Annotated in this window: 21 protein-coding genes and 3 pseudogenes; 13 read left to right on the top strand and 11 right to left on the bottom strand. The window is 49.4% G+C overall.

Going from position 1 to position 23,215, the window contains the following annotated elements:
• Window positions 1-51: 51 nt before the first annotated feature.
• From M1E93_RS20565 to M1E93_RS20530, 8 genes and pseudogenes are all read left to right on the top strand, one after another.
• Complete coding sequence (locus M1E93_RS20565; protein WP_235909101.1) at window positions 52-867, top strand: DsbC family protein; 816 nt, start codon at window positions 52-54, stop codon at window positions 865-867.
• The gene (traC, locus tag M1E93_RS20560; RefSeq protein ID WP_159287638.1) at window positions 867-3,353 is read left to right on the top strand and encodes a type IV secretion system protein TraC; all 2,487 of its coding nucleotides are present in this window, start codon (window positions 867-869) and stop codon (window positions 3,351-3,353) included. Before M1E93_RS20565 ends, traC begins: the two co-directional genes overlap by 1 nt.
• Complete coding sequence (locus M1E93_RS20555; protein ID WP_141240700.1) at window positions 3,337-3,615, top strand: hypothetical protein; 279 nt, start codon at window positions 3,337-3,339, stop codon at window positions 3,613-3,615. Before traC ends, M1E93_RS20555 begins: the two co-directional genes overlap by 17 nt.
• A gap of 1 nt (window position 3,616) precedes the next feature.
• Entirely contained in the window at window positions 3,617-4,132 is a 516-nt protein-coding gene (gene lepB / locus M1E93_RS20550; RefSeq protein WP_159287637.1) for a signal peptidase I, read from the top strand.
• Window positions 4,126-5,166 carry a TrbC family F-type conjugative pilus assembly protein gene (locus tag M1E93_RS20545; protein WP_426207303.1) on the top strand — a complete coding sequence of 347 codons (1,041 nt, stop codon included), beginning with the start codon at window positions 4,126-4,128 and terminating at the stop codon, window positions 5,164-5,166. Before lepB ends, M1E93_RS20545 begins: the two co-directional genes overlap by 7 nt.
• 46 nt (window positions 5,167-5,212) lie before the next feature.
• Window positions 5,213-5,917, top strand: a complete 705-nt coding sequence (locus tag M1E93_RS20540; RefSeq protein WP_001067855.1) for an IS6-like element IS26 family transposase — start codon at window positions 5,213-5,215, stop codon at window positions 5,915-5,917.
• A gap of 53 nt (window positions 5,918-5,970) precedes the next feature.
• Window positions 5,971-6,405, top strand: a pseudogene (locus M1E93_RS20535) (Mu transposase C-terminal domain-containing protein); the annotation flags it as partial.
• A gap of 2 nt (window positions 6,406-6,407) precedes the next feature.
• Window positions 6,408-7,268, top strand: a complete 861-nt coding sequence (locus M1E93_RS20530; protein ID WP_000344784.1) for a TniB family NTP-binding protein — start codon at window positions 6,408-6,410, stop codon at window positions 7,266-7,268.
• A 50-nt stretch (window positions 7,269-7,318) separates the two neighbouring features.
• On the opposite strand, the gene M1E93_RS20525 is transcribed toward M1E93_RS20530, so the two are convergent.
• A complete protein-coding gene (locus M1E93_RS20525) occupies window positions 7,319-8,863 on the bottom strand; it encodes an IS3 family transposase (protein ID WP_000287615.1) in 1,545 nt (514 codons plus the stop codon).
• A 122-nt stretch (window positions 8,864-8,985) separates the two neighbouring features.
• Here M1E93_RS20525 and istA point away from each other — a divergent pair, with 122 nt between their 5' ends.
• The gene (gene istA / locus M1E93_RS20520) at window positions 8,986-10,509 is read left to right on the top strand and encodes an IS21-like element IS1326 family transposase (protein WP_001324342.1); all 1,524 of its coding nucleotides are present in this window, start codon (window positions 8,986-8,988) and stop codon (window positions 10,507-10,509) included.
• The gene (gene istB / locus M1E93_RS20515; RefSeq protein ID WP_000983249.1) at window positions 10,496-11,281 is read left to right on the top strand and encodes an IS21-like element IS1326 family helper ATPase IstB; all 786 of its coding nucleotides are present in this window, start codon (window positions 10,496-10,498) and stop codon (window positions 11,279-11,281) included. Before istA ends, istB begins: the two co-directional genes overlap by 14 nt.
• Before the next feature lie 175 nt (window positions 11,282-11,456).
• On the opposite strand, the gene M1E93_RS20510 is transcribed toward istB, so the two are convergent.
• The 3 genes from M1E93_RS20510 to M1E93_RS20500 form a co-directional block, all read right to left on the bottom strand.
• Window positions 11,457-11,957, bottom strand: a complete 501-nt coding sequence (locus M1E93_RS20510) for a GNAT family N-acetyltransferase (RefSeq protein WP_000376623.1) — start codon at window positions 11,955-11,957, stop codon at window positions 11,457-11,459.
• A gap of 127 nt (window positions 11,958-12,084) precedes the next feature.
• A complete protein-coding gene (sul1, locus tag M1E93_RS20505) occupies window positions 12,085-12,924 on the bottom strand; it encodes a sulfonamide-resistant dihydropteroate synthase Sul1 (protein WP_000259031.1) in 840 nt (279 codons plus the stop codon).
• Window positions 12,918-13,235: a DMT family transporter gene (locus tag M1E93_RS20500; protein ID WP_071211019.1), complete on the bottom strand. Its 318-nt coding sequence runs from the start codon at window positions 13,233-13,235 to the stop codon at window positions 12,918-12,920. Before M1E93_RS20500 ends, sul1 (M1E93_RS20505) begins: the two co-directional genes overlap by 7 nt.
• Window positions 13,236-13,237: 2 nt before the next feature.
• Here M1E93_RS20500 and M1E93_RS20495 point away from each other — a divergent pair, with 2 nt between their 5' ends.
• Both M1E93_RS20495 and M1E93_RS20490 read left to right on the top strand, forming a co-directional pair.
• The gene (locus tag M1E93_RS20495; RefSeq protein ID WP_032495677.1) at window positions 13,238-13,468 is read left to right on the top strand and encodes a hypothetical protein; all 231 of its coding nucleotides are present in this window, start codon (window positions 13,238-13,240) and stop codon (window positions 13,466-13,468) included.
• A gap of 498 nt (window positions 13,469-13,966) precedes the next feature.
• Entirely contained in the window at window positions 13,967-14,296 is a 330-nt protein-coding gene (locus M1E93_RS20490) for a hypothetical protein (RefSeq protein WP_033917513.1), read from the top strand.
• Here the strand turns inward: M1E93_RS20490 and M1E93_RS20485 are convergent.
• Window positions 14,269-14,970, bottom strand: coding sequence for a hypothetical protein (locus M1E93_RS20485; RefSeq protein ID WP_032495674.1), 702 nt, complete (start codon window positions 14,968-14,970; stop codon window positions 14,269-14,271). The genes M1E93_RS20490 and M1E93_RS20485 overlap by 28 nt on opposite strands.
• A 370-nt stretch (window positions 14,971-15,340) precedes the next feature.
• Here M1E93_RS20485 and M1E93_RS20480 point away from each other — a divergent pair, with 370 nt between their 5' ends.
• Window positions 15,341-17,182 (top strand): ABC transporter ATP-binding protein, encoded by a 1,842-nt coding sequence (locus tag M1E93_RS20480; RefSeq protein WP_032495614.1) that lies wholly within the window; start codon window positions 15,341-15,343, stop codon window positions 17,180-17,182.
• 38 nt (window positions 17,183-17,220) lie between these two features.
• Here the strand turns inward: M1E93_RS20480 and M1E93_RS20475 are convergent, their stop codons facing one another.
• From M1E93_RS20475 to aadA1, 6 genes and pseudogenes are all read right to left on the bottom strand, one after another.
• Window positions 17,221-17,796, bottom strand: coding sequence for a glutathione S-transferase family protein (locus M1E93_RS20475; RefSeq protein ID WP_001176353.1), 576 nt, complete (start codon window positions 17,794-17,796; stop codon window positions 17,221-17,223).
• Between the two features lie 73 nt (window positions 17,797-17,869).
• Window positions 17,870-18,796 carry an inhibitor-resistant extended-spectrum class A beta-lactamase PER-1 gene (locus M1E93_RS20470; protein ID WP_001100753.1) on the bottom strand — a complete coding sequence of 309 codons (927 nt, stop codon included), beginning with the start codon at window positions 18,794-18,796 and terminating at the stop codon, window positions 17,870-17,872.
• A 323-nt stretch (window positions 18,797-19,119) separates the two neighbouring features.
• Window positions 19,120-20,660: pseudogene (locus M1E93_RS20465) on the bottom strand (IS91-like element ISCR1 family transposase).
• Window positions 20,661-21,064: 404 nt separating this feature from the next.
• Window positions 21,065-21,904: a sulfonamide-resistant dihydropteroate synthase Sul1 gene (sul1, locus tag M1E93_RS20460; protein WP_000259031.1), complete on the bottom strand. Its 840-nt coding sequence runs from the start codon at window positions 21,902-21,904 to the stop codon at window positions 21,065-21,067.
• Entirely contained in the window at window positions 21,898-22,245 is a 348-nt protein-coding gene (locus M1E93_RS20455) for a quaternary ammonium compound efflux SMR transporter QacE delta 1 (RefSeq protein WP_000679427.1), read from the bottom strand. Before M1E93_RS20455 ends, sul1 (M1E93_RS20460) begins: the two co-directional genes overlap by 7 nt.
• 116 nt (window positions 22,246-22,361) lie before the next feature.
• Window positions 22,362-23,200, bottom strand: a pseudogene (aadA1, locus tag M1E93_RS20450) (ANT(3'')-Ia family aminoglycoside nucleotidyltransferase AadA1).
• Window positions 23,201-23,215 lie beyond the last annotated feature (15 nt).

The following is a 23,215-nucleotide window of genomic DNA, read 5'->3' as shown; positions in this document are numbered from 1 at the left end:
ACTTTTTAAGTCCTTTTTTTATTACCAGACAAGAAAAGAAATTTTTCAGATGTGAAAAAATCACAATCCACAGATAAATACGCAGATGGTGCAGGATTCAAAATGAAAAATAAGATACACCTTAGTTTAATCTCATTAGCTTTAGCATTCACAACCGCACACGCTCATGCGAACTATGCTGATATCGAAAAAACAAATACTCAGACTGTTTTCAATCAAGAAGCATTAAAAGCACATCCCACAAAAACGCCTGATATTCCCAAATTTCTATTACCAAGCAATGGGATAATTGCGCTAAATAACAATGGTAGTTTACAGCTTCTTACCTCGAATGGGCGCTTTGTTATCAAGGGAACTTTATATGATACATGGGCGAAAAAAGATTTAACCTCGTTTGAAGAAATTCAAAAGTACGGCTCAATTATTCCTGTAAAGAACCTCAATATTAAAATGGATGATTTGCAGTCTGCAACGTGGGGAAAAGGTCCAAAGCAGACCATTATTTTCACTGACCCGTTCTGCGTTCAGTGCCATGAAACTTTACAACAACTAAATTATCTTGACCCTGAGAAATACACTGTTCATGTACTTTCCGTAGGCGTTTTAAACAGTAATAGCCAGCAACGCAATTTTGAATTGTATTGTGCAAAAGACAGATACAGAGCTGACAGGGCAATCATTACTGGGAATAACAGTGTTCGTTTCGAGCAAATTGAAAACTGTGACCGTGAGGCTTTGATGAAAAGGGAAATTACCGCACAAGTTTTTGGTGTGAGCATGATTCCATTCATTATTCGTGACGATGGTACTTACAACGTTGGTAAACCAGTTGAAGGGTTAAAGTCATTTTTGGAGAGTGGTAAATAATGGCAACAGCTTCTATCTTAAAAAAAATGCAAACCTTTAAGCGTTTTTCATCTTTATGTCCAGTTTTAGCTATTCATGACGATGAAAACATTTTTATTTGTGAAAATAACTATATTGGTTTTGGATTTAAATGTATTCCCTTGTCTGGTACAACCGGAAAAGAGCTCTCTCAATTAAAAACACTTTTATCTGGGTATTTCCCAAATAGTACCGTTATTCAGATATCTTTATTTGCCTCTCCAAATATCAGCCACATTGCAAATAGATCTGATTTCTTACGCATGAATTGTCAGAATCAGGTTATGAAAACGACGAGCTTAAAACGCTCACGTTTTCTGTTGGCTCACACATCGAAAGCGTTTAACGGCACAAATACAAAGGCTCGTAACTGTGAATTATACTTTACAGTTAAAGTGCCTATTAAAAATGATCTTTCTCCTTCTCTGAATGAATTAAACACTGTTAGAGAGATGCAGGGTAACTTTGAAACCACACTTAGAATGACGGGTTTCGCACCTCAGCAACTAACAAGAGAAATATATCTTACCGCTATCACTTCAATGATAAATCAAGGCAGTAATGCGACATGGCGCGACAGAATGCCGATTGAAGTTGATGAAGACAAAATGATTTCGGAACAGCTACTAGAACTGGATAGTTTGTTTTTCGTTCGCTCTAATTATGTCGGTTTTGGCAATCCGGAAGATGAGAGTAGTAAGGCAGAGACAAACACTACTTTTGCAAGAACAATTTCAGCTAAAAAGTTACCTCGTAGATTTCAAGAAGGTTCTGCTCAGTATTTTTTAGGCGATTTGATGAACGGTGCAACTGGTATTAAAAACCCTTGCATTATCACAATGACACTGGTTTATCCGGACCAGCAGAATGCTAAAAGTACATTTACATCAAAACGTACAGTTGCTACGCGCAACGCTGATGGACCATCTTCCAGATGGGTTCCATCAATGAAAACTACGAGTGCGGGATTTGATGTGTTGGCACAGAAAATTGATGATGGACAGCCAATTTATAAAGCTGCTTTTACTGTTTCAATTTTTGCCAACTCTGTGCAACAACTTAATCAATCAGTACAAGAGGCAACCAGTTACCTCAACAATCTATCTTTCAAAATGATTCCCGATGTCAATTTTGTTGCACCGATATTTTTAGGAACGCTGCCATTATTTTATGAAGCAAATGCTGACAAAGTTTTAGGTCGTTCTAAAACTCTTGCGGTAGAGGAAGCTCTCGTTCTTTCTCCACTTTACTCTGATTGGCAAGGTACTGGTAATCCGGTTCTAACTCTTACATCACGAAATGGTCAGGTCCAGACAATGGACTTTTTCCAAAGCGATACAAACTACAACGTTTGTATTGCTGCATCATCCGGCTCAGGTAAATCATTCTTAACTAACTATATTATCTCTGCATACCGCTCACTAGGCGCGAAGGTATGGGTAATTGACGCTGGCGACTCATATAAAAAATTGTGTCAGATGTTTGATGGTTCGTATGTAGATTTCCATCCATCGACTAAACCATGTCTTAATTTCTTTGAAATTATAGAGGATTATTTTGGAGAGGATGAAGATGCTGAAGAAGGAACCGGTGAAGAAGATTTAGTTATTGGTTTGCTGTCAGTCATGGCTGCACCACAAGACGGGTTGGGGGATTTTGAAACATCGCGTTTGAAAAATCATGTTGCCAAATTAGTCAGGATACACGGTAAAGAAACAACTATCGACATGGTAGCAGACTCCTGCAAAAGCGATCCTGATCAGCGCATTAAAGATATTGGTGAGCAGTTATATCCTTTCACAAAAGAAGGTCAATACGGCAAATATTTTACTGGTAAAAACAACATCTCTTTTGATAATCCGTTTACTGTACTTGAGTTGGGTCGTATTGAAAAATCCGAACACCTGAAACAAATCATTTTGATGCAATTAATTTATCAGATTCAACAAGATATGTATCTTGGTGATCGTGATCAAATGAAAATTGTGATCATAGATGAAGCATGGGCGTTACTGACAGGGAACATCGGTGCATTTATTGAGAAAGGCTACCGCCGGTTCCGTAAGTATTACGGCAGTGCTATTACGATTACCCAATCTATCAATGATATGTATAAGGACCGTGTCGGTCTTGCTATCACTGATAATTCCGCATTTCTTGCCATGCTTGGACAAACCGAATCTGCGGTGAATAAAGCACGAAGGGAAGAACGTTTGCCGCTCGACGAAGCCGGTTACGAATTTTTGAAAACAGTTAAAAGCCAAACGGGGATCTATTCTGAAGTCTACTTTATGAGTGCTATGGGTGGCGGAATTTGCCGGTTCCTCGTTGATAAGTTTTCTTACATGCTTTACACAACAAGAGCTTCTGAAGTACAGGCGATTGAGGATCGTCTGAAACAGGGACAAGACGTCATTGATGCAATCGATCAATATTTAATAGAACAAGGGTATGGAAACGATGATTAAAACCGTTTTATTACCGATCTTGTTCGGGTTTATTGGTGCGGGTATTTACTCGCACTTAAAGCCACCAAAACCGCTAGTGGCACAAATTGCTGTGATAAATATGAGCAATCCGGACGGGAGTATCAAGTCGCCCCAAGAACGCGCTGTAATACAGCATAGAGCTGATATTTTGAAAGATAAGGGATTCATCATTTTCAATCAATCAGCGCTTCATACGGCTCCTGACGGCGTATACATCAGTGGAAAGCTAAAAGATAACTGATATGCACCTGAAGAATTTTTATAAAAGAATTTCAAGGAAAAAACGAGGTTGGGGGCGGCAATCTCTTTATATGTTGGTTATTGTCGTCACTGTCGCACCTGCCAGCCATTACGTACTTAATCGCTTTTCAATTGGGATTGATCCACAAAACTACCCCTGCCTCCCTGAACACAGAATTTATCTAATTGATAAAATGGATAAAGATATTCAGAAAGGGAAAATATTTGCTTTTCGGTCTGAATACATCAGTAGCATTGCGATCAAATTTATAGACGGTGTAGCTGGTGACAAGGTTAGGGTCAATCCTGAAGAAACCACGGTCAATGATCTGATGGTGGGTGAAGGACTTCTATTAGCAAGAGAATCTGGTCATACAGAGCAGGAATTACAACGTGAAGGGATAATTCCTGCTGGTCACATCTGGCTAATGGGTCGAACCAAGGTCAGTTTTGACTCACGGTATTGGGGCGTACTCCCCATAGAAAATGTGATCGGGAGAGCATATCCGATATGGTAAAAAAGAAAGTTACATTATTGATTTCTCTATTAACACTGTCCATTACATCCAGTGCAAATAGTAAATTAAATATGGTTACTCCATATACAGAATCCATTCCTACTGTCGAACGAGCTACTGATGCAGACATGGCAGATTTGGAAAAACTGAAAGCAGTGGCAGTGGCACAAGCTGAAGCTCACAGAGAAACAACGCGCCAGCTTATCGCAGATAAAAACGTCATGGCAAATCAGGCTATTAACAAGCTAACGACTGATGAAGCTCAGATACTGAAGGAGATGATCAAAAGTCAGAATGAAAGTGGAAATTTCAACCAACAGCAAAAAGGTAATGTATTTTACATATTGATTTCGGCAAGTCTTAAAGATACTGAAGTAATTGATATTATGCGGTCAGTATCAGGTCGTAATGATGTAATCCTAGTTGTTCAGGGAGTTAGAAATAAAGATTCACTGGTCGATGAAATAAATCACTGGCATAAATTAATTCGCGATACAAAGTCAGAAGTGAATTTCACAATAGATCCGAACATTTTTATTAAATATGGTGTGCGAACAATTCCGACTATCATTCATGAAAATGATGGAGAATTTGTATCTCTGGTACATGGAATTTCCAATGTTAATTATCTCGATAACAAAACAGGGAATATGGGTGTGCAAGGACCAGTTATTGAGGTAATTGAACGTAATATGCTGGATTTAATTGAAGAAGGTATTAAAAATCTAGATTTCGAGAAAATGAAAAAGGATGCCTATAACCGATACTGGAAGAATAAAGATATATACAAATTCCCTGAAGCTCTAAAAGATAGCACCCACTATGTAGACCCAAGCGTTGTGATACCACAGGATATATTATCTCCAGATGGACGCATAATTGCCAAAAAAGGGCGAGTAAACCCTATGGACGTTATCCCATTTAACTTGAAGTTAATTTTCTTCAATCCTGCTTCAGAATGGCAACGTATATTTGCACAACAGCAATATCAAAATGCCAAAGATGAAAATTTAATTCGGCACTGTTGCAAATAGTCGGTGGTGATAAACTTATCATCCCCTTTTGCTGATGGAGCTGCACATGAACCCATTCAAAGGCCGGCATTTTCAGCGTGACATCATTCTGTGGGCCGTACGCTGGTACTGCAAATACGGCATCAGTTACCGTGAGCTGCAGGAGATGCTGGCTGAACGCGGAGTGAATGTCGATCACTCCACGATTTACCGCTGGGTTCAGCGTTATGCGCCTGAAATGGAAAAACGGCTGCGCTGGTACTGGCGTAACCCTTCCGATCTTTGCCCGTGGCACATGGATGAAACCTACGTGAAGGTCAATGGCCGCTGGGCGTATCTGTACCGGGCCGTCGACAGCCGGGGCCGCACTGTCGATTTTTATCTCTCCTCCCGTCGTAACAGCAAAGCTGCATACCGGTTTCTGGGTAAAATCCTCAACAACGTGAAGAAGTGGCAGATCCCGCGATTCATCAACACGGATAAAGCGCCCGCCTATGGTCGCGCGCTTGCTCTGCTCAAACGCGAAGGCCGGTGCCCGTCTGACGTTGAACACCGACAGATTAAGTACCGGAACAACGTGATTGAATGCGATCATGGCAAACTGAAACGGATAATCGGCGCCACGCTGGGATTTAAATCCATGAAGACGGCTTACGCCACCATCAAAGGTATTGAGGTGATGCGTGCACTACGCAAAGGCCAGGCCTCAGCATTTTATTATGGTGATCCCCTGGGCGAAATGCGCCTGGTAAGCAGAGTTTTTGAAATGTAAGGCCTTTGAATAAGACAAAAGGCTGCCTCATCGCTAACTTTGCAACAGTGCCCGCCGATGCGCTCAAGCCGTGGATTGCGCGGCGTGAACGCTGGCCGTCCTTTCTGATCCGGCGCGATCCGCGCGACATCAGCCGTATCTGGGTCCTGGAACCGGAGGGACAGCATTACCTGGAAATTCCCTACCGTACCTTGTCGCATCCGGCTGTCACCCTCTGGGAACAACGGCAGGCGCTGGCGAAACTGCGGCAGCAAGGGCGCGAACAGGTGGATGAGTCGGCGCTGTTCCGCATGATCGGCCAGATGCGTGAGATTGTGACCAGCGCGCAGAAGGCCACACGCAAGGCGCGGCGTGACGCGGATCGCCGCCAGCACCTCAAGACATCAGCTCGGCCGGACAAGCCCGTTCCGCCGGATACGGATATTGCCGACCCGCAGGCAGACAACTTGCCACCCGCCAAACCGTTCGACCAGATTGAGGAGTGGTAGCCGTGGACGAATATCCCATCATCGACCTGTCCCACCTGCTGCCGGCGGCCCAGGGCTTGGCCCGTCTTCCGGCGGACGAGCGCATCCAGCGCCTTCGCGCCGACCGCTGGATCGGCTATCCGCGCGCAGTCGAGGCGCTGAACCGGCTGGAAGCCCTTTATGCGTGGCCAAACAAGCAACGCATGCCCAACCTGCTGCTGGTTGGCCCGACCAACAATGGCAAGTCGATGATCGTCGAGAAGTTCCGCCGCACCCACCCGGCCAGCTCCGACGCCGACCAGGAGCACATCCCGGTGTTGGTCGTGCAGATGCCGTCCGAGCCGTCCGTGATCCGCTTCTACGTCGCGCTGCTCGCCGCGATGGGCGCGCCGCTGCGCCCACGCCCACGGTTGCCGGAAATGGAGCAACTGGCTCTGGCACTGCTGCGCAAGGTCGGCGTGCGCATGCTGGTGATCGACGAGCTGCACAACGTGCTGGCCGGCAACAGCGTCAACCGCCGGGAATTCCTCAACCTGCTGCGCTTCCTCGGCAACGAACTGCGCATCCCGTTGGTTGGGGTAGGCACGCGCGACGCCTACCTAGCCATCCGCTCCGATGACCAGTTGGAAAATCGCTTCGAGCCGATGATGCTGCCGGTATGGGAGGCCAACGACGATTGCTGCTCACTGCTGGCCAGCTTCGCCGCTTCGCTCCCGCTGCGCCGGCCTTCCCCAATTGCCACGCTGGACATGGCTCGCTACCTGCTCACACGCAGCGAGGGCACCATAGGGGAACTGGCGCACTTGCTGATGGCGGCGGCCATCGTCGCCGTGGAGAGCGGCGAGGAAGCGATCAACCATCGCACACTCAGCATGGCCTGTTGAGTTGCATCTAAAATTGACCCACTGGGGGTGCGGACGATTTCTTGGACGGTTTATACGGACATCAATCCGACCGCATGACGATACTCGATGGGACTACGCCCGCCAAGCGACACTTTGATGCGGCGCTCGTTGTACCAGTGGATATAGGCATCGATTCGCGTCATGAGGTCTTTCAGCGTCACGTGCTGCCAATTCCTCGGGTAGATTAGTTCGGTCTTCAATCGTCCGAAAAAGCCCTCGCATGCAGCATTGTCTGGCGAGCAGCCCTTTTTGGACATCGACCGCGTTAATTGGGCATTTTCAGTGCGGCGGATCCACGCAGGCCAGCGATAATGCGAGCCCCTGTCCGAATGGATAACCGGATGCTCACCGGGTCGCAGTGTCCGTACCGCGTGATCCAGCATGGTATTGACCAGGTTCGCATCCGGGCTGGTGCCGATATTCCAGGCCACCACCAGCCCATCGAAGCAATCGACGATCGGCGAGACGTAGACCTTCCCTGCCGGAATGTGTATTTCCGTCAGATCGGTCAACCATTTCGTATTCGGCGCCGACGCGTGAAAGTCGCGATTCAGCAGATTCGGGACCGCTGGTGTCGGGTCGCCAGCATACGCCGAGAAGCGCCGGCGGCGCGGTGTTCTCACGACCAGACGCTCTTGCGCCATCAAGCGACGCACGACCTTCTCGGACACACGCATGCCACCAAGGCGCAAGGCACTATCAATGCGTCGATAGCCATAGCAGCGGTAGTTGTCCTCGAAGATAGTCCGAATGACCTCACGCACCTGCGTGTACTTGTCGGGCCGCGTCTGCCGCAGGCGTTGATAGAAGTATGTGCTGCGCGCCAGCTTCAGGCCGCACAACAGATTGGCTAATGGAAACGTGACTCTGAGGGCATCAACCACCTTCGTTTTTTCTCGGCTTGTCAGTTCGAGGGGGTTGATGCCCATGTCTTTTTTTATCAATTCACTCGCCTTCTCCAGAATTGCATTCTCCATGCGAAGCCGCTGGTTCTGGCTCTCCAGTTCGGCCAGTTCCCTGAGTAGTGCCTCATGCCGCTGCTCGAGCGAGGTGTCACCTTTCTTCTTTGTCATGGGTTTTAGGGGCACTTTGCCAAGTAATCGATGCTGCCAGTTATACAACGTTGGTCGCGATACACCGACAGTGTCGGCCACATCCTTTGCCGAACCTACGCGCAGGTTCAGTGCAATGACGGCTTGCTGCTTCTCGAGGCGAGAGCGGGCGACTGTGGGAGCGCTGCTGCCGACGACCGTCCTAGCGAATTCAGGGCGTAAATCACGGATCCAGGCACGCAAGGCCTCGCGGCTTGGGTAGCCCAGGCTTCGGATTGTGTGACTCAGGCAGTAGCCTTGTTCGATATAGTGATCTACTGCCCGTTGCTTTTGCTCATCGGTGTACTGCCGTTTTATCCGTTGATAGCCTCGGCGAAGATCCTGATTCCGTTCGAATTCTGCCAACCAGGCCTTCAGCGAGTTCTTGGTGGGGTATCCCAGCTGCCGTAGTGTGGCGCTCATCCGGCGCCCAAGCTTCAGGTACAACCTCACGGCTCGAAGGCGATCTTCATACGAATACATGAACTACTCCTAAAGTAGTCCAAGATTTTGTCCGCACCCCAACTTAGGGTAAAGATTTGCGTCGAAATTTGACCCACGTATGACACTGTTTCCCGTCTGGATATGGCGGGAGAAATCAAGGAGTGATAAACGTGGCGATATTGAGCGCAATTCGACGCTGGCATTTTCGCGATGGTGCGTCGATTCGGGAAATAGCCCGACGAAGCGGCCTGTCCAGGAACACCGTTCGCAAGTATTTGCAAAGCAAGGTGGTTGAACCGCAGTACCCAGCGCGAGACAGCGTTGGCAAGTTAAGTCCTTTTGAGCCCAAGTTAAGGCAGTGGCTCTCCACCGAGCACAAAAAGACAAAGAAGCTGCGCAGAAACCTGCGCAGCATGTACCGGGATTTGGTCGCTTTGGGCTTTACCGGGTCTTATGACCGAGTGTGTGCCTTTGCCCGACAGTGGAAAGATTCCGAACAGTTCAAGGCGCAAACCTCGGGCAAGGGTTGTTTCATCCCCTTGCGCTTTGCTTGTGGCGAAGCCTTCCAATTCGATTGGAGTGAGGACTTTGCCCGCATAGCGGGCAAACAGGTCAAACTTCAGATTGCCCAGTTTAAGTTGGCCCACAGCCGGGCCTTTGTGCTTCGGGCTTACTACCAGCAAAAACATGAAATGCTGTTTGATGCCCACTGGCATGCCTTTCAAATCTTCGGTGGCATTCCCAAGCGCGGCATCTACGACAACATGAAGACCGCTGTGGATTCGGTGGGGCGTGGCAAAGAGCGCAGGGTCAATCAGCGGTTCACTGCCATGGTCAGCCACTACCTGTTTGATGCGCAGTTCTGTAATCCAGCATCGGGTTGGGAGAAAGGCCAGATTGAGAAGAACGTGCAGGATTCCCGCCAACGCCTGTGGCAAGGGGCACCAGACTTTCAAAGCCTTGCTGATTTGAATGTGTGGCTTGAGCATCGCTGCAAAGCGCTGTGGTCTGAGCTGCGCCACCCCGAATTGGACCAAACCGTGCAAGAGGCCTTTGCCGATGAACAAGGCGAGTTGATGGCGCTACCCAATGCCTTTGATGCATTCGTGGAGCAAACCAAGCGAGTCACTTCAACCTGCCTTGTTCACCACGAGGGCAATCGCTACAGCGTTCCTGCCAGTTACGCCAACAGGGCCATCAGCCTTCGGATTTATGCAGACAAGCTGGTGATGGCTGCCGAAGGCCAACACATTGCCGAGCATCCAAGATTGTTTGGCAGTGGCCACGCTCGGCGTGGCCACACACAATACGACTGGCACCATTACTTGTCTGTGCTTCAGAAGAAACCTGGGGCGTTGCGCAATGGTGCGCCATTTGCTGAATTGCCACCCGCGTTCAAGAAGCTTCAATCCATCTTGCTGCAACGCCCCGGCGGTGACCGTGACATGGTGGAAATTCTGGCCCTTGTATTGCACCACGATGAAGGTGCGGTACTCAGTGCTGTGGAATTGGCATTGGAGTGTGGCAAGCCATCGAAGGAGCATGTGCTTAATCTGTTGGGACGTTTGACCGAAGAACCTCCACCCAAACCGATTCCAATTCCCAAGGGGTTAAGGCTGACATTGGAACCACAGGCCAACGTGAACCGCTATGACAGTTTAAGGAGAGCCCATGATGCAGCATGAAGGCCATGTGAGAATCCTCAAATCCTTGAAACTCTTTGGCATGGCACACGCCATTGAGGAGTTGGGCAATCAGAATTCACCAGCATTTAATCAAGCCTTGCCCATGCTGGACAGCTTGATTAAAGCTGAAGTGGCAGAGCGTGAAGTACGTTCGGTGAACTATCAATTGCGGGTGGCCAAGTTCCCCGTGTATCGGGACTTGGTGGGCTTTGACTTCAGTCAAAGCCTGGTTAATGAGGCCACGGTCAAACAATTGCACCGGTGCGACTTCATGGAACAAGCCCAGAACGTGGTGCTGATTGGTGGGCCAGGCACAGGCAAGACTCACCTGGCCACAGCCATTGGTACACAAGCAGTGATGCACTTGAACCGACGGGTGCGTTTCTTCTCCACCGTGGATTTGGTCAATGCACTGGAGCAAGAGAAATCATCTGGGCGTCAGGGACAAATCGCAAACCGTCTGTTGTATGCCGATTTGGTGATTCTGGATGAGCTGGGATATTTGCCTTTTAGCCAAACCGGTGGGGCACTGCTGTTTCACCTGCTCTCAAAGCTGTACGAAAAAACCAGCGTGATACTGACCACCAACTTGAGCTTCTCGGAATGGAGCCGAGTGTTTGGCGATGAAAAGATGACAACAGCGTTGTTGGACCGACTAACCCACCACTGCCACATCCTGGAAACCGGCAATGAAAGTTACCGCTTCAAACACAGTTCAACTCAGAATAAGCAGGAGGAAAAACAGACCCGCAAACTGAAAATCGAGACATAATTCTGACAACAAGGGGTGGGTCAAAATTCAATGCAAATCCCGGGTCAAATTTGGGTGCAAATCAACAGATATCGACAACCTCTCGCGCAACCAAGACATCGCGGTCGGACTGCAAGTGATCTTGAAGCCACGGGCCCGTCCCACCCCGACATGGACCTCGATGCCCGAACGGACGTTAGATTTCGAGTTCTAGGCGTTCTGCGATGAAGGTTGGATCCCAGCCGGGATTGAAAGTGTCGACGTGGGTGAATCCGAGCCGCTCGTATAGGCCACGCAGGTTCGGGTGGCAGTCGAGCCGCAGCTTGGCGCACCCCTGCGTTCGCGCGGCATGGCGGCAAGCCTCGATCAGCGCGGAGCTGACACCCCGGCCCGCATGTGTCCGTCGCACCGCGAGCTTGTGCAGATATGCGGCCTCCCCCTTGAGGGCGTCGGGCCAGAACTCGGGATCCTCGGCCGACAAGGTGCAACAGCCGACGATGCCGTCGCTGCAACTCGCGACTAGGAGCTCGGATCTCAGGACGAAGGTCTCCGCGAATGTCCGGTCGATCCGCGCGACGTCCCAGGCGGGCGTTCCCTTGGCGGACATCCACGCCGCAGCGTCGTGCATCAGCCGCACAACCTCGTCGATATCACCCGAGCAGGCGACCCGAACGTTCGGAGGCTCCTCGCTGTCCATTCGCTCCCCTGGCGCGGTATGAACCGCCGCCTCATAGTGCAGTTTGATCCTGACGAGCCCAGCATGTCTGCGCCCACCTTCGCGGAACCTGACCAGGGTCCGCTAGCGGGCGGCCGGAAGGTGAATGCTAGGCATGATCTAACCCTCGGTCTCTGGCGTCGCGACTGCGAAATTTCGCGAGGGTTTCCGAGAAGGTGATTGCGCTTCGCAGATCTCCAGGCGCGTGGGTGCGGACGTAGTCAGCGCCATTGCCGATCGCGTGAAGTTCCGCCGCAAGGCTCGCTGGACCCAGATCCTTTACAGGAAGGCCAACGGTGGCGCCCAAGAAGGATTTCCGCGACACCGAGACCAATAGCGGAAGCCCCAACGCCGACTTCAGCTTTTGAAGGTTCGACAGCACGTGCAGCGATGTTTCCGGTGCGGGGCTCAAGAAAAATCCCATCCCCGGATCGAGGATGAGCCGGTCGGCAGCGACCCCGCTCCGTCGCAAGGCGGAAACCCGCGCCTCGAAGAACCGCACAATCTCGTCGAGCGCGTCTTCGGGTCGAAGGTGACCGGTGCGGGTGGCGATGCCATCCCGCTGCGCTGAGTGCATAACCACCAGCCTGCAGTCCGCCTCAGCAATATCGGGATAGAGCGCAGGGTCAGGAAATCCTTGGATATCGTTCAGGTAGCCCACGCCGCGCTTGAGCGCATAGCGCTGGGTTTCCGGTTGGAAGCTGTCGATTGAAACACGGTGCATCTGATCGGACAGGGCGTCTAAGAGCGGCGCAATACGTCTGATCTCATCGGCCGGCGATACAGGCCTCGCGTCCGGATGGCTGGCGGCCGGTCCGACATCCACGACGTCTGATCCGACTCGCAGCATTTCGATCGCCGCGGTGACAGCGCCGGCGGGGTCTAGCCGCCGGCTCTCATCGAAGAAGGAGTCCTCGGTGAGATTCAGAATGCCGAACACCGTCACCATGGCGTCGGCCTCCGCAGCGACTTCCACGATGGGGATCGGGCGAGCAAAAAGGCAGCAATTATGAGCCCCATACCTACAAAGCCCCACGCATCAAGCTTTTGCCCATGAAGCAACCAGGCAATGGCTGTAATTATGACGACGCCGAGTCCCGACCAGACTGCATAAGCAACACCGACAGGGATGGATTTCAGAACCAGAGAAAGAAAATAAAATGCGATGCCATAACCGATTATGACAACGGCGGAAGGGGCAAGCTTAGTAAAGCCCTCGGTACATTTGTTTTCTGATTTAGTGACAATGGTAAGGAACAGTTATGCAAATCAACTTAAATACTCCGGGCACAGCGGCTACATCAACAATACAAACTGTTGCTCCTGCTGCTCAGGCTAAAACCACCACTACAACAGCACCCTCTACTGCAGACACTGTCACCTTATCTGCTGAAGCAAAGGCGAAGCTGGCTGCAGAGCAGCAAGAATCTAAAGCAATAAATCCAACACTGACTACATTAGGTGGTGGCTGGGGTAATGAACCACCAAAATAAGAGGTAGTTTGTGGGGACATTTATTACGACTCTTGCTGAGTACTTATGGGTGTTGTGCATAGGTTCTCTACTGCTGTCCTTAGTCTGGTCGGCCAGTAAATCTGCACGAATAACCATATTGATACTCACTTTATCGGGATTAGCTCAAGACAGGATTGCTCCTTTGCTGATGGGGATATCTGAAACATCTCCTGAGCTCGCTCGCTTACTTTGGTACCCAAGTTGGGTGATATGTCAAACATTGACGCTTGGTATCATCTGGGTTATTCATAGAAAATTCGTATGGGCGGTTGAACAAATCACTCAATTCATTTGTTTAAGCATCTTGATGCACTCTGTTCTGCAGGTAGCGAGATTCACAGACAGAGTCATATTTGGCACTGATCTATTGGGTGGTATATACAAATATGGAATACCAGCTATAAATATCGCAGCAATTTTAGCGATATTTTTATGGTCCATATCAGGAGCCGTCAAGCACAGAAAGGAACTTCAGGAATGCTGACTTTTGTTATGTCTGCAATTACGTTTGGCTTTTTACTGTTAAGTCTGTTTTTCTACAAGAAGTTGATTGGAATGTCAGATGCATTAAACATTATCGAAAAGCAGGTGGCCGCTGATATGGAGATCCGGGCGCATAGATTATGCCTGCTTGCATACGAAGCGCAACGGTTCGGTAACTCTGTGGATAGACGTGCTTTGGATGAAGAGTTTAAAGATTTTTTGCACCTGTACATTGAAGACTACCAAGCAGAAGTCGCAAAAAAGATCAGAGAACATAAGCTCAGCGAGATTTCTGCCTACGGATTTATTAAATTAGATAAGTAGTCATAACAACAAAGCTGTGGACAAGATCTGTCTTGTCTTATTTTAAATGCCCCCCACTGCTTCTCATAGTGATGCACGCCAGCTTTGGCCACCTTTAGATTTGACTGATGCTGCTTGTTAAGAAAATTCTGAATATCTTGCTGAACCTGATGCACAGCATCCAGTAATTGGGCTAAAGCAAACTCCTCGGCATGAAACACAAAGGTTTTACTGGCAGGTTCAAGCCAGCAAAACATGGCTTCATTATCCATCCAGGTGATCACCTGATTAAAACCGGTTAAATGATGCGCTTGATAACGACGCAGAGCAGTATTATCCCGCACTGAATGATCCAGCTCATCTGCATGACGCCATAACGCCTCATTCCGCAGTGGATGGTTTAGATCAGGCAGGTTGATTTCACTTCGCAGCGCCATGGCTCTATGACACAAATCCAGCCCCAGTTCTCCGCAACACTTGGCGGGCCAGAAAATCCGGGATAATTGATAGCTATGGATCAGAATTAAATGCACGGCATCGTACATATCTTCACAAGCCCGGCGCTGACAATCCCAGTCTTCAGACCAGTCATGTAATTGTTTGATGGCTCTGTCCAGTTGCTGACCAGCCTCAACGACTAACTCAGCTTGCAGTTCTGCCTGCTTCATGTAGACCAATAATTCTTTGGCATCCATTTCAACACTCCTGTAAGACGAGACAACACCCTGATTCGGGTACTCTGTATTTTCAGTGTAGAAAGCAAAAAGTCCTTTGCAAGCTGACAAAACAGAAGCTAAGTTATAGATTTTCCAGTTATTACCTATTAACGGTCCTTCAATAAATCTAAGCTGCTGAGTTCATGTGATATAGCATCTTTTGGATTTTTCAGATTTTTTGTATTTATTTTCAACAATCTGCTGTTCTGTTCAGCAAAAAAGCGAGTCACAAGCTATCGGTTATAAAATAAGATGGCCGTTCTAAACCGGGCTTTCATCAAATAGTTACATCTGTTTTTTAAACTTTGACGTACAATAACTGCCTTTTTCGTTGCTGCAGAGGAATTTTATGCTGGGCTTTTTTGAACGCTTAACCAACCCTTTCCCTGATAAAGAGCCAACTCAGCCACCTCAAGGCCTGTTTGCATTTTGTTTGCATTACAGTCAAGGCATGGTGTTGCCTCTGATCCTGATGTCTATTGCGACAGCCTTACTGGCCGCATTAGAAGTGTCCTTATTTGGCTATATGGGGCAATTAGTCGATTGGTTGGTAACCAAGAATCCGGCTACTTTCTGGCAGGAAGAGCAGGATACCTTGATCACTATGGCCATAGTGATGTTGCTGGTGTTGCCTGGTTTGGTATTTTTTCACTCAGCCCTGATCCACCAAACTATATTGGGTAACTACCCTATGTCGATCCGCTGGCTGGCGCATCGTTATTTACTGAAACAAAGTTTGGGTTTCTACCAGAATGAATTCGCTGGTCGCATCGCCACTAAAGTGATGCAAACGGCTTTGGCAGTGCGCGAAACGGCCACCAAGCTGCTGGATGTGATGGTGTATGTGGTGGTGTATTTTGGCTCTATGTTGTATCTGATCGCCGATGCAGATTGGCGCTTGGTACTGCCGATGATTGCCTGGTTAGTCATATACACCGGCTTGCAGTTTTATTTTGTGCCGAGACTGAAACAAGTTGCAACAGAACAAGCCGATGCCCGTTCAGAAATGACAGGCCGTATTGTCGACAGCTACACCAATATCAGCACTATTAAACTGTTTTCACACACGGCTCGTGAGTCAGAATACGCCCGCGATAGCATGCAGCTGTTTCTGGTGCCTGTGTACAGACAAATGCGACTGGCTACCTGGCTCAATATTTGTGTGCAGGGTCTGAACTATCTGTTGGTGTTCTCTATTGCCACGCTGGCGATATGGCTTTGGTCTGTCAATGCCGTCACTGTGGGCTCTATTGCCATCGCAGTCAGTCTGGCGCTGCGTTTAAATGGTATGTCGCAGTGGATCATGTGGGAAGTCAGTGCACTGTTTGAAAACATAGGTACTGTGGCAGATGGTATTGCGACTTTGTCTCAGCCTCAGCAAATCATCGACAAAGCTGATGCGAAGCCGCTTGAAGTGCCACAAGGTCAGATTGAGTTTAAGCAACTGAACTTTAACTACGGCAAAGCAGCAGGTGAACATGGTCCTGTGATTGATGGTCTGGACTTGTCGATTAAACCCGGTGAAAAAGTAGGTTTAGTCGGCCGTTCTGGTGCTGGTAAATCCACGCTGGTGAACTTACTGCTGCGCTTTTATGATGTCAATTCAGGCCAGATTTTGATAGACGGTCAGGACATCAAAACTGTATCACAGGAAAGTCTTCGCGCTCATATAGCTATGGTGACCCAGGATACCTCCCTGCTACACCGTACTGTAAGGGAAAATATTTTATATGGTCGTCCTGGCGCTACCGAAGCGGAAATGATTGAAGCAGCCCGTTTAGCCGAAGCCGATGCTTTTATTCAGGAGCTTACCGATCCTAAAGGCAACAGTGGCTACGACGCTCAGGTGGGCGAACGTGGAGTCAAGCTTTCTGGTGGTCAACGTCAACGTATTGCAATAGCTCGGGTTTTACTGAAAAACGCCCCTATTCTGATTTTGGATGAAGCCACCTCAGCGCTGGACTCCGAAGTAGAATCAGCTATTCAGCATAGTCTGACTCAGTTGATGATAGGCAAAACGGTTATAGCCATTGCACACCGTTTATCTACCATAGCAGCTATGGACAGGCTGATCGTTCTGGATCAAGGTCGTATTGTGGAACAAGGCAGTCATCAGGAACTGATCGCCAAAGGCGGTATTTACGCTCAATTATGGGCGCATCAAACCGGCGGCTTTATTGGTGTGGAATAAATAATAAAGGTCAGAGTCTTGGCTCTGACCTGTTGTTTTTAGCTTAAACGCGGGTCGGTTTCAGCGACCATCGGCCGGTTTAAATGCGCATTTCTGAACTGTAATAATACAGGGAAGGGTTTTAAGTCGACTAAATCGCGGAACAATATCCAGTCGATTAAAGTGAACAGACTGATACCAGGATAGTCCCAGTCACCGAAATGCCCTGCCCTGATTTGTTGCTCAAGTGCCTCTAGCGTCGCCTGAATTCGCTCATGCTGAAGATTAAAAAACAATTTATCTTCAGTCACGTCAAAACCTGAGCGCTTACAAAGCAGTAATTCAACCAAGGAGTCTGTGCAGGCATTGATGGTCGTCAGACCGTTTTCCTGATCCCAGCTCAATGGTTTGAATTTCAGTTTCGAAGCCAAATAACGATAAATTACGCCTGAATCAAAAATAACCTGCTCTCCATCCACTAACACAGGCACTTTGCGTGCCGGATTATGTTGTACCAACACTGAACGGCCTTCAGACTCAAAAATATTAAGCGCTACAAACTGATAAGGTTGCCCTGCCAGTACTAAACGTAAACGACGAACAAAAGGGGAAGCCACTGAACCTAATAACTGCATAACCTACTCCAATTTCAAACCATAGCTTTAGTGTACAACCAGAGTCAGCGGCTTAGATAGTGCTGATAGTCTGTTAATTTGGGCTTAGGGCAGAAAGCTTTTTCAATTCAAATTGATACGCAGTCTGAGCAACCTGCGCAATGATAGCTTCATTGGTTCGGCTTGACTCGGCTGAGTCTTTCACAAAAACAGCAACCAGCAAGGGCCGTCCATCAGGCAACAGAATGATACCTAAATCATTAGTGGCCGCAGTTTTTCCGGCTTTGATACCCGAAGTACCAGTTTTATGTGCGACCACAGTACCAGCTGGTAACAAACCTTTTAACCGCTCTGGTCCTGTGGTGGTTTCGACCATCCACTTCCATAACAAAGCCTGCGAGGTTTCAGACAGCTGTGTTTTTTGCTCAAACTTTTTCAGGATCTCTGCAGCACCTTTCATCGAGGTCCAGTTTTGATACTGCACCTGATCATCGGCGTGCATCTGCGCTTCATTTGCGACCACAGCGGTCTCCTTTATACCCATAGACTGGATATAGTCATGCAAAGCAGCTGGTCCACCAACCAGTTCAAATAACAAATCACAGGCCACGTTATCGCTGTGCGAGACCGAGTATTGCAGCAGTTGCTGCACTGGAACACTAAACTCGTCTCCCTGATACGCTTTCATTATCGGAGCCCAGGTATTCTGTAAAACCTTAGCCCTGTTTACGATAACGGTCTGATTTAAATCCAACTTTCCCTGATCAACCTGATGCAGTACCAACATAGCTAAATGCAATTTAAATACACTTTGCATTGGGAATTTTTCAAAAGGATTAATCAGTAAAGGTTCCAGATCGTCAGGCCCCCACACTGCAACGCCTACAGTGGCTTTTTTTCCAATGACTATGGATTCAATTTGCTCTTTTAACAGTGGGGATTGCGCTGAGGTTTCGAATGAACTAAAAGATACCATCAGTAGCGTCGAGGCAGTAACTACAGCTTTTATAATGACATTCATCGGATTGTCCTTTTGATAAGTCGATATGAATTATACAAAAGGCAGCCAAAGCTGCCTTTTTAGGGTATAGGAAGTATAAACCGGGTATAGGGGGTATAGGAAGTATAAACCACCTTTTTGCTCCTCATCCGAAGTATCTTACCTGAAATTCCCTCACTCGTTTACCGCTCAAGCCCCAATTTTAACTGCCGGTCCAGCCTAAACCGCTCTAATAAGGTTCGATTTGGCGGTAAAATCTCTAGCCTGATAGCTCGAGAGATACAAACTGCCCCACCGCCCCGTTTAAAAGTTGGCAGTGTTGAGCAGTGTTGGATTTGGGGTCGTCAGTCAAAGAGACGACTCTGTGATGGATCGAACAGGCTGGGAGTCAGTGGCGGCGCTCGTTCTGGTGGCAGCTCACGCTGCTTGGCGGCATTCGCCTTGGCTGTTTTCTGTTTCAGATGCTTGAGAATCTGCTCAATGACCTTCGGATCTTCGATGCTGGCAATCACTTTGACGTGACCGCCGCAGTGTTCGCAGACTTCAATATCAATATTGAAGACTCGCTTGAGGCGTTGCATCCAGGTCATGGCGCGGTGGCGCTCTGCAGGACTCTTGTCACGCCAGTTAGTATCGAGACCTTCCGATTTGTCGGGCTTCTTGCCCCGCTTGGCGGGTGTTACTTGAACTCGGTGTTTGCTGTTCGGTGCAAAGACGCCGTGGAAGCGTGTGAGGTTGACTCGCGGCTTAGGTACCAACGCAGCGAGTTTGGCGATGAAGTCCAGCGGCTCGAAGATCACATGGGTGGTGCCATTGCGGTACGGAGTTTTGAGCTCGTAACGCACCTGCCCATTGGCGGTTAATGCCAGACGTTTTTCTGAAACCGCTGGCCGACTAATGTAGCGACACAAGCGCTCAAGCTTATCCCGCTGATGCGCTTCGGCCATCACACCGGCGTGTAGCGAGAAACCAGCATGGTTGGCTACTCGACTGCTTGAGTCGGCTTTATCCTCACGCCCTGGCAAGGTTTGCAGGGTGAAGACTTTGCGCCCTTGCTGGGGGCCGACGGCAATGCGATACGTAACCGAAGCACCATGTAATTGAGTCAGCGTATCGTCTTCGCCCTCTTCCAGTGTCAACCACGTATTCTCGGCATCACGCTCCAAAATCCCACGCTTTTCCATGCAGCGAGCGATGCGATGGCTGAGGGTGTGAGCGAGCGTATTCAGCTCATCGTAAGTGGGTGCCTTGACACGATGGAAGCGTTGCTTGCCATAGTCATCTTCGGCATAGACACCATCGAGAAACAGCATGTGGTAGTGGACATTGAGATTTAGCGCGGACCAAAGCGTTGGATAAGAGTCACTGAGCCAGTTTGTGCAGAGGCTTTGGTGTAACCGGCTTTTTTGATCAGATGAGTTGAGAGTGTACGATAGACGATACTCAAGACCTGGCCCATCAGCTGGGGATGGCGAGCCAGCAAAAAGCGTAGCTGGAAAGGAAAGCTGAGCACCCACTGGCGAATGGGCTCCTTGGGGAAGACTTCGTCTATCAGCAGCGCCGCACTCTCGGCCATCCGGCGGGCACCGCAGCTAGGGCAAAAGCCGCGTCGTTTACAGCTGAAGGCGACCAGACGCTCGTGATGACAATCCTCGCAGCGAACCCGCATGAAACCATACTCCAGACGGCCACATTGGAGGAGGTCGTTGAATTCTTGTTGGATGTAGCGAGGCAGGTGTTGACCTTGGGCTTCGAGTGAGGCTTTGAAGGCTGGGTAGTGCTGCTCAACCAGCTGGTAGAGCAGCGTCTGGTCGGGTTGGTGGCGTTCGTAACCGTTTGTTTGAGTGGGCGATTGACTCGCCGTGGCGTTCCTTGCCAGCGACATGGGTATCCTCCGCTGATACTGTGGTTATGTACAGTATCAGCGGCTTGCGTTCAGACGTCCAGTCTGGCCCTAGACATCGCTAAATGCTTAACCCGCAATAGCCCTCACGAGTTGTTATCAGCCACTACCGGTTGAGCGAGAAGGTTTTGGGTTCAGGGTGCTATTGCTCCACCAATCACAATACTGAAGCCCCAACTGTTATCAGTTGGGGCTTTTTCTTGTCTGTTTGCGGCGGTTGCGTTTTATCGGTAGTCGTCGAGCTCTGCACCATCCCACATAAGAGCTTAACGGTGCGATCTTCAACGCCATCACACAAAACTTTCTTTTTCACGCACAGTCAACTTATTGGATGTTTTATTAACAACCCAAAAGGAGATATTTAGCGGGCGGCCGGAAGGTGAATGCTAGGCATGATCTAACCCTCGGTCTCTGGCGTCGCGACTGCGAAATTTCGCGAGGGTTTCCGAGAAGGTGATTGCGCTTCGCAGATCTCCAGGCGCGTGGGTGCGGACGTAGTCAGCGCCATTGCCGATCGCGTGAAGTTCCGCCGCAAGGCTCGCTGGACCCAGATCCTTTACAGGAAGGCCAACGGTGGCGCCCAAGAAGGATTTCCGCGACACCGAGACCAATAGCGGAAGCCCCAACGCCGACTTCAGCTTTTGAAGGTTCGACAGCACGTGCAGCGATGTTTCCGGTGCGGGGCTCAAGAAAAATCCCATCCCCGGATCGAGGATGAGCCGGTCGGCAGCGACCCCGCTCCGTCGCAAGGCGGAAACCCGCGCCTCGAAGAACCGCACAATCTCGTCGAGCGCGTCTTCGGGTCGAAGGTGACCGGTGCGGGTGGCGATGCCATCCCGCTGCGCTGAGTGCATAACCACCAGCCTGCAGTCCGCCTCAGCAATATCGGGATAGAGCGCAGGGTCAGGAAATCCTTGGATATCGTTCAGGTAGCCCACGCCGCGCTTGAGCGCATAGCGCTGGGTTTCCGGTTGGAAGCTGTCGATTGAAACACGGTGCATCTGATCGGACAGGGCGTCTAAGAGCGGCGCAATACGTCTGATCTCATCGGCCGGCGATACAGGCCTCGCGTCCGGATGGCTGGCGGCCGGTCCGACATCCACGACGTCTGATCCGACTCGCAGCATTTCGATCGCCGCGGTGACAGCGCCGGCGGGGTCTAGCCGCCGGCTCTCATCGAAGAAGGAGTCCTCGGTGAGATTCAGAATGCCGAACACCGTCACCATGGCGTCGGCCTCCGCAGCGACTTCCACGATGGGGATCGGGCGAGCAAAAAGGCAGCAATTATGAGCCCCATACCTACAAAGCCCCACGCATCAAGCTTTTGCCCATGAAGCAACCAGGCAATGGCTGTAATTATGACGACGCCGAGTCCCGACCAGACTGCATAAGCAACACCGACAGGGATGGATTTCAGAACCAGAGAAAGAAAATAAAATGCGATGCCATAACCGATTATGACAACGGCGGAAGGGGCAAGCTTAGTAAAGCCCTCGCTAGATTTTAATGCGGATGTTGCGATTACTTCGCCAACTATTGCGATAACAAGAAAAAGCCAGCCTTTCATGATATATCTCCCAATTTGTGTAGGGCTTATTATGCACGCTTAAAAATAATAAAAGCAGACTTGACCTGATAGTTTGGCTGTGAGCAATTATGTGCTTAGTGCATCTAACGCTTGAGTTAAGCCGCGCCGCGAAGCGGCGTCGGCTTGAACGAATTGTTAGACATTATTTGCCGACTACCTTGGTGATCTCGTCTTTCACGTAGTGAACAAATTCTTCCAACTGATCTGCGCGCGAGGCCAAGCGATCTTCTTCTTGTCCAAGATAAGCCTGTCTAGCTTCAAGTATGACGGGCTGATACTGGGCCGGCAGGCGCTCCATTGCCCAGTCGGCAGCGACATCCTTCGGCGCGATTTTGCCGGTTACTGCGCTGTACCAAATGCGGGACAACGTAAGCACTACATTTCGCTCATCGCCAGCCCAGTCGGGCGGCGAGTTCCATAGCGTTAAGGTTTCATTTAGCGCCTCAAATAGATCCTGTTCAGGAACCGGATCAAAGAGTTCCTCCGCCGCTGGACCTACCAAGGCAACGCTATGTTCTCTTGCTTTTGTCAGCAAGATAGCCAGATCAATGTCGATCGTGGCTGGCTCGAAGATACCTGCAAGAATGTCATTGCGCTGCCATTCTCCAAATTGCAGTTCGCGCTTAGCTGGATAACGCCACGGAATGATGTCGTCGTGCACAACAATGGTGACTTCTACAGCGCGGAGAATCTCGCTCTCTCCAGGGGAAGCCGAAGTTTCCAAAAGGTCGTTGATCAAAGCTCGCCGCGTTGTTTCATCAAGCCTTACGGTCACCGTAACCAGCAAATCAATATCACTGTGTGGCTTCAGGCCGCCATCCACTGCGGAGCCGTACAAATGTACGGCCAGCAACGTCGGTTCGAGATGGCGCTCGATGACGCCAACTACCTCTGATAGTTGAGTCGATACTTCGGCGATCACCACTTCCCTCATGATGTTTAACTTTGT

It is taken from the genome of Providencia sp. PROV272 (assembly GCF_049901975.1).
Lineage (GTDB): Bacteria > Pseudomonadota > Gammaproteobacteria > Enterobacterales > Enterobacteriaceae > Providencia > Providencia stuartii.
Note: the sequence above shows the minus strand (reverse complement) of the source record. Positions and strands in the feature narration are given on the sequence as shown.

Bases quoted from the DNA above. Each gene is read 5' to 3' on its own strand.
- M1E93_RS20490 (WP_033917513.1), top strand. From the start codon at position 13,967: ATGCTGACTTTTGTTATGTCTGCAATTACGTTTGGCTTTTTACTGTTA.
- M1E93_RS20470 (WP_001100753.1), bottom strand. From the start codon at position 18,796: ATGAATGTCATTATAAAAGCTGTAGTTACTGCCTCGACGCTACTGATG.
- M1E93_RS20475 (WP_001176353.1), bottom strand. From the start codon at position 17,796: ATGCAGTTATTAGGTTCAGTGGCTTCCCCTTTTGTTCGTCGTTTACGT.
- sul1 (WP_000259031.1), bottom strand. From the start codon at position 21,904: ATGGTGACGGTGTTCGGCATTCTGAATCTCACCGAGGACTCCTTCTTC.
- lepB (WP_159287637.1), top strand. From the start codon at position 3,617: ATGCACCTGAAGAATTTTTATAAAAGAATTTCAAGGAAAAAACGAGGT.
- M1E93_RS20480 (WP_032495614.1), top strand. From the start codon at position 15,341: ATGCTGGGCTTTTTTGAACGCTTAACCAACCCTTTCCCTGATAAAGAG.
- M1E93_RS20495 (WP_032495677.1), top strand. From the start codon at position 13,238: ATGCAAATCAACTTAAATACTCCGGGCACAGCGGCTACATCAACAATA.
- sul1 (WP_000259031.1), bottom strand. From the start codon at position 12,924: ATGGTGACGGTGTTCGGCATTCTGAATCTCACCGAGGACTCCTTCTTC.
- istB (WP_000983249.1), top strand. From the start codon at position 10,496: ATGATGCAGCATGAAGGCCATGTGAGAATCCTCAAATCCTTGAAACTC.
- M1E93_RS20555 (WP_141240700.1), top strand. From the start codon at position 3,337: ATGGAAACGATGATTAAAACCGTTTTATTACCGATCTTGTTCGGGTTT.
- M1E93_RS20540 (WP_001067855.1), top strand. From the start codon at position 5,213: ATGAACCCATTCAAAGGCCGGCATTTTCAGCGTGACATCATTCTGTGG.
- M1E93_RS20545 (WP_426207303.1), top strand. From the start codon at position 4,126: ATGGTAAAAAAGAAAGTTACATTATTGATTTCTCTATTAACACTGTCC.
- M1E93_RS20525 (WP_000287615.1), bottom strand. From the start codon at position 8,863: ATGTATTCGTATGAAGATCGCCTTCGAGCCGTGAGGTTGTACCTGAAG.
- traC (WP_159287638.1), top strand. From the start codon at position 867: ATGGCAACAGCTTCTATCTTAAAAAAAATGCAAACCTTTAAGCGTTTT.
- M1E93_RS20510 (WP_000376623.1), bottom strand. From the start codon at position 11,957: ATGGACAGCGAGGAGCCTCCGAACGTTCGGGTCGCCTGCTCGGGTGAT.
- M1E93_RS20455 (WP_000679427.1), bottom strand. From the start codon at position 22,245: ATGAAAGGCTGGCTTTTTCTTGTTATCGCAATAGTTGGCGAAGTAATC.
- M1E93_RS20485 (WP_032495674.1), bottom strand. From the start codon at position 14,970: ATGGATGCCAAAGAATTATTGGTCTACATGAAGCAGGCAGAACTGCAA.